This is a genomic window from Rhizobium sp. WYJ-E13 (assembly GCF_018987265.1).
Lineage (GTDB): Bacteria > Pseudomonadota > Alphaproteobacteria > Rhizobiales > Rhizobiaceae > Rhizobium.
This window is the reverse complement of record NZ_CP076853.1, coordinates 3770910-3785271: the sequence shown is the minus strand read 5'-3', so window position 1 is coordinate 3785271 and position 14362 is coordinate 3770910. Positions and strand designations below refer to the sequence as shown.

Here is a 14362-nt window from a genome sequence, read left to right as displayed (position 1 = left end):
TTTTGATCAATCCCGGATTTATTCCCGGTAATATGAAAAATTAAGTCAAGATATTGTGATGATTTTTTTGACCCCGAAACTTGAAGTAATCAGTCAACAAAAATATACGCCTGCCATCACCCTTGGAAGCTCGGGTGACATCGCCACGGAGGTCATCATGAAAACTGCTCTTAACCGTCTTTCCGGCGCGCTCGTGCTTGCCGCTTCGCTTCTTTCGCTTCTAGCCGCCACCGCACTCGCCGGCAGCGCCAATGCGCAGGAGTCCGAAGGTATCGTCGTTTACAACGCCCAGCACGAAAGCCTCGGCCGCGAATGGATCGATGTCTTTACCAAGGAGACCGGTATCAAGGTCACCATGCGCCAGGGCAGCGACATGCAGTTCGCCAACCAGATCATCCAGGAAGGCGATGCATCGCCTGCCGACGTATTCCTGACCGAAAACTCGCCGGCGATGTCGCTTGTCGACGGCGCCGGCCTGTTCGCGCCGATCGAGAAGGATACGCTGGATCAGGTTCCGGAACAGTACCGCCCGGCTGATGGCATGTGGACCGGCATTGCCGCCCGCACCACCGTTTTTGCCTATGACAAGACGAAGCTGACGGAAGACAAGCTGCCGAAGTCGATGCTCGAACTCCAGGATCCGGCCTGGAAGGGACGTTGGGGTGCAGCTCCTGCCGGCGCAGACTTCCAGGCGATCGTTGCGGCCTTCCTGCAGCTGAAGGGCGAAGACGCCACCAAGGCTTGGCTGAAGGGTCTCAAGGACAACGCCACCCCCTACAAGGGCAACAGCGTCGCCATGAAGGCCGTCAATGCCGGTGAAGTCGAAGGCGCGATCATCTATCACTATTACTGGTTCGGCGATCAGGCGAAGACCGGCGAGAACAGCAAGAATGTCGGCCTGCACTATTTCAAGAACCAGGATCCAGGCGCTTTCGTCAGCGTTTCGGGCGGCGGTATCCTGAAGTCCACGCAGCATATGAAGGAAGCCCAGACTTTCATCAAGTACCTCACCAGCAAGGCCGGTCAAGCGGTGCTCAAGGATGGCGATTCCTTTGAATATGCCGTCGGCAAGGATGCAGCTTCCAACGACAAGCTGGTGCCGCTTGCCGACCTCAACGCACCAAAGGTCGAAGCTTCGACCCTCGACAGCAAGAAGGTCGTGGAGCTGATGACGGCCGCAGGGCTGATCTAAGCCTTTCTGCCGCAGTCTTCTTCCGGTCAAAACTATTGCTTTTGGCTCAAGAAAACCTTAGGGCATGACAAAATCCGGCAACCGCTCTTCAAAGGCGGTTGCCTTCCTTTTTCAGCGTGTGAAGGCATAGGCCTTGCTGCAGGACAACAGATTGCTCGCATCCGGCAATAAGACGCCGGTGGCGTCGGGGGCCGGGCCAATGGTTTTGCCGCGCGGACGCATGCCGCACGCTTCCGTAGTCCTCCTTGCATCCATCGTGGCGATCTTCAGCCTCGTGCCGCTCGGCTTCATCGCCTGGGTGACCTATGACGTCGGCTGGGAAACGGTGAAGACGCTGGTCATCCGCCCGCGCGTCGGCGAGCTTCTCGTCAATACGGTTCTGCTGGAATCGATCACCATTCCGCTGTCGATCGTCCTTGCCGTCACGCTCGCCTGGCTGACAGAGCGGACGGATATCCCGCTTGCGCGGCTCTGGGCGTGGCTCGCCATTGCCCCGCTCGCTGTGCCGGCCTTCGTGCATTCCTATGCCTGGGTGAGCCTGCTTCCGGGCATGCGCGGGTTGCAAAGCGGCGCCTTCGTTTCGGTGCTTGCCTATTATCCGTTTCTGTATCTGCCGGTCGCGGCGGCACTGCGTCGGCTCGATCCGGCGATTGAGGATGCTGCTGCCTCTCTCGGCCTCGATCCGTGGCGCGTCTTCTTCCGGACGATCCTGCCGCAGCTCCGCCTTGCGATCTGCGGCGGCTCGCTGCTGATCGCGCTGCATCTGCTTTCGGAATACGGGCTGTTCGTGATGATCCGCTTCGACACGTTCGCGACTGCGATCGTCGATCAGTTCCAGTCTTCCTATAACAGCCCGGCTTCCAACATGCTCGGCGGCGTGCTCGTCGGCTGCTGCCTGTTCCTGCTCGGTCTCGAGATTCTGCTGCGCGGCAACGAGCGCTATGCGCGCGTCGGCTCCGGCTCCGCGCGACCGGCTGATCGACGCCGGCTCGGCTGGTTCGTGGTACCGGCCGTGACTCTGCCGATCATCCTTGCAGTGCTGGCGCTCGGCGTGCCGCTGATCACGCTCGGCCGTTGGCTCTATCTCGGTGGGCTCGGCATCTGGCGTATCGAGGTGGTGAGCGCCTTTGCGCAGACGATCGTTCTCGCCATCGCAGGCGGTGTGCTGGCGACGGTCGCCGCAGCGCCCATGGCCTGGCTCTCGGTGCGCGCGCCGGGCCGCTTCCAGCGTATTCTCGAAGCCTGCCACTATTATGTCGGCTCGCTGCCGGGCGTAGTCGTGGCCTTGGCGCTTATTTCCATTACCGTCCGTCTCGTACTGCCGCTCTACCAGACGTTTGCGACGCTGCTTGTCGCCTATGTGCTGCTCTTCCTGCCGCGTGCCATGGTCGGCCTGCGCGCCAGCATCGCGCAGGCGCCTGTCGAGCTGGAGCGTGCGGCGATGGGCCTTGGCCGCACGCCGGGACAAGCAGCGCGGCAGATCACCATGCGTCTTGCTGCGCCAGGGGCCGCCGCCAGTGTGGCGCTTGCAGCGCTCGGCATCACCAACGAGCTGACGGCGACGCTGATGCTCTCGCCGAACGGCGTTGACACGCTGGCGACGAAATTCTGGTCGCTGACCAGCGAGATCGATTATGTCTCGGCGGCACCCTATGCCTTCATGATGGTCGTGCTGTCGCTGCCGCTTACCCTCATGCTCTATGCCCAATCGAAACGGACTGCCGGCCAATGACGCTGCTTACGATCGACACTATCAGCAAGCGGTACGGACCGGTTCAAGCCTTGAAGGATATCTCGCTTGAAGTGCAGGCGGGCAGCCGCACGGCGGTCGTCGGTCCCTCCGGCTCCGGCAAGACGACGTTGCTGCGGATCATCGCCGGCTTCGAACAGCCGGACATCGGCCGGGTGATACTCGATGGCGAGGTTCTGGCTGACGGGCCGGCCTGCGTGCCTGCCCACAAGCGCGGTATCGGTATCGTCTCGCAGGATGGCGCGCTCTTTCCTCATCTCAGCGTGGCGGAGAATATCGGTTTCGGATTCGAGCGCGGTGCACCGGATCGCGAAAAGCGCATCTTCGACCTTCTCGAAATGGTGGAGCTCGACCGCGGCATGCTGGAGCGTCGTCCGCACCAGCTTTCGGGTGGTCAGCAGCAGCGCGTGGCGCTTGCTCGTGCGCTTGGCCGCCGGCCGCGCCTCATGCTGCTCGACGAACCGTTTTCGGCGCTCGATACGGGCCTCAGGGAAAATATGCGCAAGGCTGTCGCCCGCGTGCTGCAGACGGCAGGCATTACCGCGATCCTCGTGACACACGATCAGGGCGAGGCCCTTTCATTTGCCGATCAGGTTGCGGTCTTGCGCGAGGGGAGGCTTGTACAGGCCGGCACGCCGCAGACGCTCTATCTCAAGCCGCGTGACCGAGAGACGGCGCTATTCCTCGGTGATGCGGTGATGCTGCCGGCGATCATCAAGAATGGTTTTGCCGATTGTGCGCTCGGCAATGTGCCGGTTGAGGGAGCCCACCAGGGTAAAGCGGAAATCATGCTGCGGCCGGAGCAGATTCGCGTCGTCGTCGATGAGGCGAATGCGAAATATGGCGGGCGTGTCGTGGATGTGGAATTCGGCGGTGCGACCTGCACGGTGGCGGTGTCGCTTGCTGCTGTCGCCCTGCCGCCGATCCTGATCAAGACCTCAAGTGTAGCATTGCCGGCGCGGGGCGATCTCGTTCGCCTCGATATCGCCGGCAAGGCCCATGTTTTCGTGCGCTAAGTTAGCCTGCTTTCAAAGCGAGCTCTTCCGTTTCCTCGCCATCCAGCCAGCCGCCGGTGAAGCCGGCGCGCTCGAGGCCGAGGCGGATCACCGGGTTCTCGCGCATCAGTTTCCAGATGAAGTCGGAACGTTCGTTTTCGACCGTCATGACGACGAGACCCTGGTCGATGGCTACGGTGCGGTCATCGACCCAGCCTTCCGGCCGCTTGGTCTGGACGGTCGGGTTGAAGCCGCCAGGGAAGCCACCTTCCAGAAGTAGGTTCGGATAGGTGGTCAGCAGTGCCTTGGTGCCCTCGATTGCGGCCTGCCGGTCGTAAGGTAGGCAGGCGAGCGCTGCCCAGGGCGCGATCGTGCCGTCATCGGGACCGAGCGGGGCGCCACGGGCAGCATAACCCAGCACTTTCGGGTTACGGCCGCCGCGCATGCGCCGCGTCGGCGGCGGGCCATCGCAAGCGGTAAATCCCCAGATATCTTTGCTATAGCCAACGAACTGGCCGGGATTGCGTTCCGCATAATCGCGCTGGACGTCGATGACGACCTGTGTGTTACGGAAATAATCCCAGTTCCGCTCAGCCATCGGCTTGTCCTTGATGCCGCGGAAATCGATCCAGGCATGGGAGAAGAGATGGATGAAGAGCGGGCCGGCATAGAGATAAGGCTGCTCGTTGAAGATCATCCACGAATAGCTTGCCGTGAAGGCGTCATAGCTCGATTGCGGGATCGGGTAGGTCGGTGACGCAAGCGCCAGCGTGTAGAGGAGGATCGCTTCATCGAAGCCATGGTAGCGCCAGCGCAGGAAACCGGAAGAAGGTTTCCAGCCCATCGAGATAGTGTCGCCCTTGTTCAGCGCCCAGCGCCAGTCGACGCGCTCGTAGATGAATTTTGCGAGCGCGCGGATCTCGGTCTCGGTTTCATCCTCGCCGTCGAAATATTGCGCGGCGGTCAGAATGCCGGCGACGAGCAGAGCGGTATCTATGGTCGAAAGCTCGCTGTTCCAGGCGCGGTTGCCGGTATTGACGTGCAGGAAGTGGTAGAAGAAGCCGCGATGTCCGGTTGCGTGGCGTTCCGTACCCTGTTTGGCGTTGGCGAAAAAGTGCAGCGTGTTGAAGACGCGCTCGGCAGCTTCCGCGCGGCTGATCCAGCCGCGCTCGACGCCAACAGGATAGGAGGAAAGTCCGAAGCCGACCGCGGCAATGCTTGCCGGCACGCCAGGGATCGACGTATCCGGCACAAGCCCGTTTTCTGGATTAGAATATTTCAGGAAATATTTGAACGCTGAGTGCTGCAGCCTGTCGACTAGCGCGGCATCAATGTCTTCAATCCGTTGCAGCATGTGCTCCTGCCCAACTGTTATATCGCCCCATGCTTCAACATGGTGGCTGCCCCCAGGCAAATCAAACCTTTTTGATTCGCAAGGATAAGAGAACACAAACGCCGGCAATTGGCGTTAATAATTCCCAGTGAAATAATATCTGGAATAAATGATATAAGCGATGCAGCAAAAGGGATTAAACCGCACCTCCCCGGATGCGGTCCGTCTCGCGCAATACCTACCATTCTCAAGCTGTCGGTTGAACCTGCTGGACTGGCTCAGGCGGCTTCCTCCATCCGCACCATATGGCCCGTCACCACCTCGCGGAACTGACGCTTCGGAGGCACGTAACCCACGGGACGGACAGGGCTTTTCAGTTCGTCGGTGCCGAGGTTGCGGCGGATGCCGCGGCGGGCGGGATCCGGTACCGGAACCGCCGCCATGAGTTTCTTGGTGTAGGGATGCTGCGGGTTGCGGAAGAGCTCTTCCCGCGGGCCGATTTCGACGATTTCACCCAGATACATAACCGCGACGCGGTGACTGACGCGTTCGACGACGGCCATATCGTGGGAGATGAAGAGGAAGGCGAGGTTGAGGCTCTGCTGCAGGTCCATAAGGAGATTGCAGACCTGCGCCTTGATCGAGACATCGAGAGCCGAGACGCTTTCATCCGCAACGATCACTTTCGGGTCGAGCGCAAGAGCGCGGGCGATGCAGATGCGCTGACGCTGGCCGCCGGAAAACTCATGCGGGTAACGCTTCATCATATCCGACTTCAAGCCGACGCGTTCGAGCAGGTCCGCAGCCTTGTCGCGGGCCTGGGCGCGGGTGCCAAGCCCGTGTTCGATGAAAGGCTCGGCAACGGCTGCTCCCACCGTCATCCGCGGATTGAGGCTCGCGAAAGGATCCTGGAAGATCATCTGGATGCTGCGGCGCATGTTGCGCAGTCTGGTCGCATCGAGGTTCAGCACGTCATAGCCGTCAAGGTTGACGGAGCCGCCATTCGGCTGCACCAGGCGGGTGATCGAACGGCCGGTCGTGGACTTGCCGCAGCCGGATTCGCCAACGAGCGCCAGTGTCTCGCCTTGGAAGAGGTTGAAGGAGACATCCTCGACGGCATGAATGGCGCCGGTCCTGCGGCCCAGGAGGCCACCGCGAATATCGAAGCGGGTGACGAGGTTCTTCACCTCAAGGATCGGCGTTTTGCGACGGTCGACGGTGTCGACCACCTCCACTGGTTCACTGCGCTCGCCGGTCGCCGTATCTATAACGGGAAAGCGCAAAGGCCATTTTTGCCCGTCCATCGAGCCGAGACGCGGCACGGCGGAAAGCAGAGCACGCGTATAGGGGTGCATACCGCGGTTGAAGATATCATCCGTCATGCCGGTTTCGACCGCCTCGCCGCGATACATGACGATGGTGCGATCGGCGATCTCGGCGACCACGCCCATGTCATGGGTGATGAAGAGAACGGACATGCCATCCTCTTCCTGCAGCACCTTGATGAGATCGAGGATCTGACCCTGGATGGTCACGTCGAGCGCGGTGGTCGGCTCGTCGGCGATCAAAAGCTTCGGCCGCGATGCGAGCGCCATGGCGATCATCACGCGCTGGCGCATGCCGCCGGAAAACTGGTGCGGATATTCGTCGAAGCGGGAGGCGGCATTGGGAATGCGCACCTTCTCCAGAAGGCGGATGGTTTCAGCCCGCGCGTCAGCCTTGGTGATATCACCGTGGCAGGTGAGCGCTTCGGAAATCTGCCTGCCGATGGTGAAGATCGGGTTCAGGCTGGTCATCGGCTCCTGGAAGATCATGGCTGCATCCTTGCCGCGGACGGCGCGCATATCCCTGTCGGAGAGCGAAAGAATGTCACGGCCGTTGAGCGTGATGCTGCCTTCGACACGGCTTGAGCCTTTGGCGAGCAGGCGCATTATGGAGAGCGAGGTAACGCTCTTGCCCGAACCGCTCTCGCCGACGATGGCGACCGTTTCCCCCGGCATGACATCGAAGGAGACATTGCGGACGACGGATTTCCATTCACCATCGGCGAGGAAGGAGGTCGTCAGGTTCCGGACGGAAAGAACCGGAGAGACGGATGCTGCAGGCTGATCACTCATTTCGTTCCCTTATTCTCTTTTGTGCCGGATGGTCGGGCTTTCAGGTCTTCAAAGGCGTAGCGAAAGAGGCCGACGGCCGCCCTTCCGCAATGCGCGCGGCTTCCAGCGCTGCGATCTTTTCATCGATCTCGCGCCTGTCAATCATTCCGTTCGGGTTTGCTTTGGTCGCCATCGTTTCGGCGACATGCATGTAGCGCTCCTGCGCCACCGCATAGAGCCGGCGCAGTTCGGCGAGGGGATCGGGATGATCGTCCGCGCGGATGCTGAGCCAGGGATAATCCTGATCGCGATGGACGAGGAGAGCGGCAGACTGCTTGCCACGCTTGTCGCCGCCGGCATCCTCGCCGGCCTGCATGGCTTCGAGCAGGCGCTCGATGAAGGGCTTGTCCATCGTCTTCTTGTAGGCTGCAAGCGTCTGAGCGACGACCTCGGGACCAGCCAGCATGTTGCCGGCGACGGAGACGTTGTCGTCCACCAGATGACCGGCCCAGTCGATGCATTTGGTGCCGGTGAAAGCAGCGTTGCGGCCGGCGGCATCGATCAGGTGAAGCTGGCGCTGGTCACGGCCGGCATCGCGGGCGGTCAGTTCCGCGATGATCTCATCCGGCGCCTTGCCTTCTGCAATCAGGGCAACGCCGTCCGTGCCGTAGAGCGGGTTGACGAAGGCCTGCGTGGCGACCGCGCCAATGCCCCCGCGGACATGCGGGACCAGACCGCCGACCGCAAAGAAGCGAGTAGCGACGGCGATGCCGAGATAACCAGTCTTGGGATCGCGGGCGACGATGGACCAAGTCATGACTATCTCCCGATCGCATAGGCCTGCATGAGGCGCGGCGTGGCAGCGGCACGCAACAGCCCATCGGCATCGCGGCGGGCTGCCGTCAGGCGACCAATGGTCCAGGGCTCGGAAACGGTGAGCGCGTGGCCGCGGGCGCGCAGATTGTCGAGCACATCGGCACTGAAACTGCCTTCTACCATCAGGCCGCCCGGCTCACGCGTGCGCGGATAGAAGGAGCCGGGGAAATGCGAGGTGTGGAAGAGCGGCTGGTCGATCGCCGCCTGCAGGTTCATCTTGTGATGGACATAACGCAGGAAGAAAGAGAGCTGCCACTGTTCCTGCTGATCGCCGCCGGGCGTGCCGAAGGCGAGTGTCGGGCGGCCTTCGTAAAGGGCGAGCGAAGGTGTCAGCGTCGTGCGCGGGCGCTTGCCGGAAGCGAGCGATGTCGGCAGGTTGGGCTTCAGCCAGAACATCTGGGCGCGTGAATTCAGGCAGAAGCCGAGGCCCGGAATGATCGGCGAGGACTGCAGCCAGCCGCCTGAGGGCGTGACGGAGACCATATTGCCTTCGCGGTCGATGACGTCGATATGGACGGTGTCGCCGCGCTTTTCAGTCAGATGCGCCATGGTCGGCTCGTAGACTGCGCCTGTCTTGGAATCGGCGCCGAGCATCTCCATTGTCACGTCATATTGATGCTCGAAGCCGGCCAGCTTTCCGGGACGCAGGTCGAAGGAGGCTTCGTCCGTAATGAGTTTGCGGCGGGCGGCGGCGTAGGTATCTGACAGGAGCTGGTCGAGCGGAACGTCGGCGAATTTGGGATCACCGTAGTAGATCTCGCGATCGGCGAAGGCGAGTTTCATGGCTTCGGTCACGGTATGGACGAAGTCGGCTCCGTCAGGCGCCATTGCAGCGATATCCATGCCCTTGAGGATCGACAGGGTCTGCAGGAAGACCGGACCTTGGCCCCAGGGGCCGATCTTGGCGACCGTCCAGCCGTGATAGTCATAGGTCTGCGGCTCCTCGATTGTTGCCGACCAGTTCGCCATGTCGTCAGCCGTCAGCACCGCTTTGTGACGGCTGCCGCTTGCATCCATCACTTCCGCGTTTTTTAGATAGTCTGCGATCTTCTCGGCGACGAAGCCGCGATAGAAGGCGTCACGGGCGGCTTCGATCTGCGCCTCGCGGTTTTGCTTTGCTTCCGCCTCGGAGATGATGCGCTTCCAGGTCTCGGCCAGAACCGGGTTCTTGAAGCTGGAATTCGGCTCCGGAACAGAGCCTCCCGGCACCCAGGTCTCGTAGGAGGTCGGCCATTCCTTTTCGAAGAATTCAGCAAGCCCCTTGATGGTGGCCGAAACGCGGGGCAGCAGCGGATGGCCGTTTTCGGCGTAGTAGATCGCTGGCTCGAGCACGTCGCGCACACTCATCCTGCCGTAGTCGCGCAGCATCAGCATCCAGCCATCGAAGGAACCGGGAATGACGGTTGCAAGCAGGCCGTCGCCCGGGATCAGTTTCAGGCCCTCAGACGTATAGTGCTCGATGGTGGCTGCTGCGGGAGCAGGACCCTGCGCGCAGATGACCTCGACCTTGCCCTTCTTCTTCGAATAGATGATTGCGGGCATATCGCCGCCAGGGCCGACGAGGTGCGGCTCCAAGATCTGCAGGGTGAAGCCGGTAGCAACCGCTGCATCGAAGGCATTGCCGCCTTTTTCCAGAATGCTCATGCCGACAGCCGAGGCGATCCAGTGCGTTGAGGTGACGACGCCGAACGTACCCAGAATTTCGGGGCGGGTCGTAAATACGGTCATTTCATATGTCCTTTCGAAGAGTCATGCTTCGCGCGGATCGAGCGCATCGCGCAGGCCGTCGCCCAAGAGATTGAAACCGATAACGACGAGGAAGATGGCAATGCCCGGCCACATCGCCATCCAGGGCGCCTGGCTGAGAAAATTCTTGGCCACGTTCAGCATCGAGCCCCAGCTCGGCGCTGGCGGTTGTTGGCCGAGGCCGAGGAAGGAGAGGCTGGCTTCGGCGATGATGGCGGTCGCGATCGTCAGCGTCGCCTGCACGAGGATCGGTGCGAACACATTCGGCAGGATGTAGCGGGTGATGATGCTGAAATGGCGAAGACCGATGGATCGCGCGCCTTCGATATATTCCTCTGTCTTGACCGCCAGTACCTGGCCACGCGTCAGCCGCACGAAGATAGGCATTGCCGAAAGACCGATCGCGATCATCGCGTTGCTGAGGCTAGGACCAAGGAAGGCGGCAAGTGCGATCGCGGTGATCAGGAAAGGCATCGCCAGGAAGGCTTCGGTGATGCGGGAGATGATCATGTCGATCCAGCCGCCGAAATAGCCTGAGATCAGGCCGAAGGGCACGCCGATGAGAACGGCGATCGCCACGGAAAAGACGCCGGCCATCAGCGAGGCCTGCGCGCCCCAGATCATGCGGGAGAGAATATCGCGGCCGATGTCGTCGGTGCCGAGCCAATGGGCCGCTGACGGCGCCTTGCGGATCGTCGACCAGCTTGTGGCGTTGGGATCGGGGAGCGGCAGGAGCGGCGCGATGATGGCAAGGATTGCGAAGAAGGCAATGATGGTGAGACCGACAAGCGCACCCTTGTTGGCTTTCAGCTTGCGCCAGGCGCGGCTCGGCGCACGCTGCTCGGTCGAGGCGATGGGTGTGGCAACAGCTTGATCGATTGCGGTCATAGCGAAGCCCTCATGCGCGGATTGAGGAGAACGTAGAGAACGTCGGCCACGAGGTTCATCAGGATAAAGCCGATCGCCGTGCAGATGACGACGCCCTGGACGACGGCGTAATCGCGATTGAAGACGGCATCGACGATGAGCTTTCCAAAGCCTGGGATGGTGAAAATCTGCTCCGTGAGAACCGCGCCGGCGAGAAGTTCGCCAAAAAGCAGAGCGGTCAGTGTGACGATCGGCAGGACCGCGTTGCGGAAGCTGTGTTCCAGCACGACGGAACTTTCCGAAAGCCCCTTGGCGCGGGCGGTACGGATGTAGTCAGCGCTCAAGACGCTCAGCATTGCCGAACGCGTGTGGCGCATCAACGTGGCGGCGAGCGCGTTGCCGAGCACGAAGGAGGGCATCAGCATGGTTTGGATCGAGCGCAGCGGATTGGAGAAGAAGGGCTCATAGCCTGAAGCTGGCAACCAGCCGAGGTTCACCGAGATCAGCAGGATCAGCATGATGCCGAGCCAGAAATTCGGGATCGACAGGCCGGATAACGCGATGATGTTGGCGAGATAATCGATGATCGTATTCTTCTTGACAGCCGCCAGGATGCCCATCGGCACGCCGATGGCGAAGGCGAAGATCATCGACATGATGGCGAGCTGGATGGTAACCGGCAGTTTCTCGGCCACCAGTTCAAGGACCGGCTGGTTGGTGCGCAGCGAAATGCCGAGATCACCCTTCAGTGCGGAGCCCAGCCAGTAGAAATACTGGTAAGGAACGGGGTCCTTGAGGTGATATTTCTCCCGCAGGAATTCCAGCACCTGCGGATCGCGCTCTTCGCCGGCCATGGCCAGAACCGGATCTCCCGGCAGAAGTTTCTGCAGCGAGAAGACGAAGACCGAAATGATCAGCAGAGTTGGAATGGCGACCAGCAGCCGCTTGGCGATAAACCTGTACATGGGCGCTCCGATACCATCAGCGGAACACGGCGAGGGTCGCCGCGTTCCTGAAGCGTGTGGCTATCAGCCTTCCTTCTTCACACCGACGAGGCGGATCATGCCATCGGGTGAAGCAACGAAGCCGGTGATGTTTTTGTGCAGAGCCCAGATCCAGGACTGGTGGCCAAGGAAGATGATCGGCAAATCGTCATTGAGGATTGCGGTTGCTGCATCGTATTTCTGCTTGCGCACGGAATCGTCAGGGGACTGGCGAGCCTCGTTCAGCAACTTGTCGACATCGGCATTGCAATATTTGCTGTCGTTCAGGCCGGCACCGCAGGTGACGAACTGCTGGATATTGCCGTCAGGGTCGACTCGGCCGGACCAGTCGGAGCGGCTGAGCTGATAGTTGCCGGCTGTCTGCTCGTTGAGCAGGGTGGCAAATTCCGTTGTCTTCAGGGTCAGGTCGAAGCCGGCTTCTGCGACCATGGACTGGATGATCTGCATCATCTGCATGACCACCGGGCTGTTCGAAACCTGCATTTCAACCGGAATGTGGTCGAAGCCTGCCGCCTTGACGAGGGCCTTGGCCTTTTCGACGTCGCGGGCCGGAACCGGAACATTCTTGTCGAACCACGGGCTGCTCGGCGGGAAGGGCTGGTTGCCAGCAACGCCGGTGCCTTCGAAGACGATCTGCATGGCGGCATCGCGATCGATTGCCAACGAGAAGGCCTGGCGCAGGCGCTTGTCCTTGCCCATCGGGTTGTCGGCGCGCGCGCCATTGCCAACATTGGCATAGATGCCGAGCCAACCGGTGTTGACGACATCCTTGTAAACGAGGTTCGGGTCGCTCTTGACCGTCTCGGCGTCGGTGGCAGCCAAGCGTTCGATCATGTCGAGGTCGCCGGAGCGCAGATTGGCCAGGCGTACGGTCGAATCCGGGATCGGAAGGTAGGTGATCTTGTCGATGAAGACATTATCCTTGTTCCAGTAGTCCTGGAACTTCTCCAGCACGATACGGTCCTGCTGGACGCGTTCGACGAATTTGAAGGGGCCGGCGCAGACGGGATGGTCGCCGAACTTCGCACCGAGTTCCTTCGCGGCCTTCGGCGAGACGATCATGCCGGCGCGGTCGGAAAGTTGGGCCAGCAGGGTGACGTCGGGGCTCTTCAGCGTGAACTTGACTTCGTATTCGCCTGACGCTTCGACCTTCTCGACGGAACTCAGCTCGCTCTTGCGGCGCGATTCGGGCAGGGTCATATTGCGCTCGATGGTGGCGACGACGGCTTCAGCATTGAAGGGGGTCTCGTCCTGGAACTTAACACCCTGGCGAAGCCTCATGGTGAGCGCCTTGCCATCGGCCGACCAGTTCCATTCCGTCGCAAGCTGCGGCACGATCTTCAGGTCGGGTGAGACGTCGACGAGCTTGTCGCACATCGCGGTATAGACGATGCGGCCGACGAAGGTGCGCGACTGTGCGGGATCGAGCACGTCGGCATCGTCCTGCAGGCCGATCTTCAGTTCGGTCGCGACGGCGGGAAGCGCTAAAAGCGCTGCCGCTGCGGCGGTGGTCAGCAATCCGGCGAATTTCATATCATTCTCCTCTGTTATGTTTTTGTTTCACGTTTGTCGTGTCGAGCCGTCGGTTATCTCCGCCGTGCCGTTTCCCCGCTCAAGTGGGCTCCTTCTCGACCTCCGTTTCGCTGTGGTCGAGAGAGGTAATGCGGATGAGGCTTTCCTGCAGCGTCAGCAGGTGCTGGCGCATGGCTTCGCCGGCTTTTCCCGGATCGCGGGCGGCGATAGCATCGACGATGGCTGTGTGCTGGCCATGGGTGACTTCGCGCGTGCGGCTGACGCTGCGGGCGCGCTCGCGGATCGTCTGCCAGGCTTCGTCCTGGCGCACGCGGTTGATGACGTCGAAGATCGTGAGGAAGAATATGTTGCCGGCGCATTGGGCGATCTGGCGATGCAGCGCACCATCCCAGAGCTCGCGGCCGTCGGCATCCGTGCTTTCATAGATCTTCTTCACCAGATCATACATCCGCTCGACATCGGCTACCTTGGCGCGCATGGCTGCAAGCTGGGCAAGCTGTGGCTCGACGCGCAGGCGCACTTCCATGATCTCCATGAGATCGGTGTCGGCGACGATGGAATCGACATGGTTGCTCCAACCGTTCGGCCGCTTGCCGGCAAAGGTGCCGGAGCCTTGCCGGCGCCAGATGCGGCCCTCGGCCTCCAGCACTTCCAGCGCGCGGCGGATCGAGCGACGGCTGACGCCGAGGATTTCGGAGAGCGTACGTTCGGTTGGCAGCTTGCCATCGGCATCGAGACTATCCGACTGCAGGAGAGCCCTCAGCTTCTCCAGCGCATAGTTCGAATTGCCTTGCGTTTCGTCCATGATTGGCTGAACCAATTTAATATTGGTTCAATGCAAACCAAATCCAACGGATCGTCAAGCATTTTTTTATGCAAATAAATATCTGCCTGTTTATTGATCGTATGGCCTAGATTTGCGACAGATCCAAAAGTACGCACACGTTTTGATGAGAACTGCACGCTAGAC

Annotated in this window: 11 protein-coding genes; 3 read left to right on the top strand and 8 right to left on the bottom strand. The window is 60.8% G+C overall.

Going from position 1 to position 14362, the window contains the following annotated elements; all coding sequences use genetic code 11:
* The first annotated feature begins 157 nt into the window (after nt 1-157).
* From KQ933_RS18825 to KQ933_RS18815, 3 genes are all read left to right on the top strand, one after another.
* Nucleotides 158-1192, top strand: a complete 1035-nt coding sequence (locus KQ933_RS18825) for an iron ABC transporter substrate-binding protein (RefSeq protein WP_216756268.1) — start codon at nt 158-160, stop codon at nt 1190-1192.
* Nucleotides 1193-1325: 133 nt separating this feature from the next.
* Nucleotides 1326-2924 carry an iron ABC transporter permease gene (locus tag KQ933_RS18820; protein WP_253958253.1) on the top strand — a complete coding sequence of 533 codons (1599 nt, stop codon included), beginning with the start codon at nt 1326-1328 and terminating at the stop codon, nt 2922-2924.
* Nucleotides 2921-3958, top strand: a complete 1038-nt coding sequence (locus KQ933_RS18815; protein WP_216756266.1) for an ABC transporter ATP-binding protein — start codon at nt 2921-2923, stop codon at nt 3956-3958. Before KQ933_RS18820 ends, KQ933_RS18815 begins: the two co-directional genes overlap by 4 nt.
* A 1-nt stretch (nt 3959) precedes the next feature.
* Here KQ933_RS18815 and KQ933_RS18810 read toward each other — a convergent pair whose 3' ends face one another.
* The 8 genes from KQ933_RS18810 to KQ933_RS18775 form a co-directional block, all read right to left on the bottom strand.
* Entirely contained in the window at nt 3960-5291 is a 1332-nt protein-coding gene (locus KQ933_RS18810) for a glucoamylase family protein (protein ID WP_216756265.1), read from the bottom strand.
* Nucleotides 5292-5548: 257 nt separating this feature from the next.
* Nucleotides 5549-7387 (bottom strand): ABC transporter ATP-binding protein, encoded by a 1839-nt coding sequence (locus KQ933_RS18805; protein ID WP_216756264.1) that lies wholly within the window; start codon nt 7385-7387, stop codon nt 5549-5551.
* Nucleotides 7388-7427: 40 nt separating this feature from the next.
* The gene (locus KQ933_RS18800) at nt 7428-8183 is read right to left on the bottom strand and encodes a DUF1028 domain-containing protein (RefSeq protein ID WP_216756263.1); all 756 of its coding nucleotides are present in this window, start codon (nt 8181-8183) and stop codon (nt 7428-7430) included.
* 2 nt (nt 8184-8185) lie between these two features.
* A complete protein-coding gene (locus KQ933_RS18795; protein WP_216756262.1) occupies nt 8186-9970 on the bottom strand; it encodes a gamma-glutamyltransferase family protein in 1785 nt (594 codons plus the stop codon).
* A gap of 21 nt (nt 9971-9991) precedes the next feature.
* Nucleotides 9992-10876 carry an ABC transporter permease gene (locus KQ933_RS18790; protein ID WP_216756261.1) on the bottom strand — a complete coding sequence of 295 codons (885 nt, stop codon included), beginning with the start codon at nt 10874-10876 and terminating at the stop codon, nt 9992-9994.
* Nucleotides 10873-11820, bottom strand: coding sequence for an ABC transporter permease (locus KQ933_RS18785; protein WP_216756260.1), 948 nt, complete (start codon nt 11818-11820; stop codon nt 10873-10875). The genes KQ933_RS18790 and KQ933_RS18785 overlap by 4 nt, the downstream gene beginning before the upstream one ends.
* Nucleotides 11821-11883: 63 nt before the next feature.
* On the bottom strand, nt 11884-13392 hold the full coding sequence (locus tag KQ933_RS18780; RefSeq protein WP_216756259.1) for an ABC transporter substrate-binding protein: 1509 nt from the start codon (nt 13390-13392) through the stop codon (nt 11884-11886).
* Between the two features lie 79 nt (nt 13393-13471).
* On the bottom strand, nt 13472-14197 hold the full coding sequence (locus KQ933_RS18775; RefSeq protein ID WP_216756258.1) for a FadR/GntR family transcriptional regulator: 726 nt from the start codon (nt 14195-14197) through the stop codon (nt 13472-13474).
* Nucleotides 14198-14362: the final 165 nt, after the last annotated feature.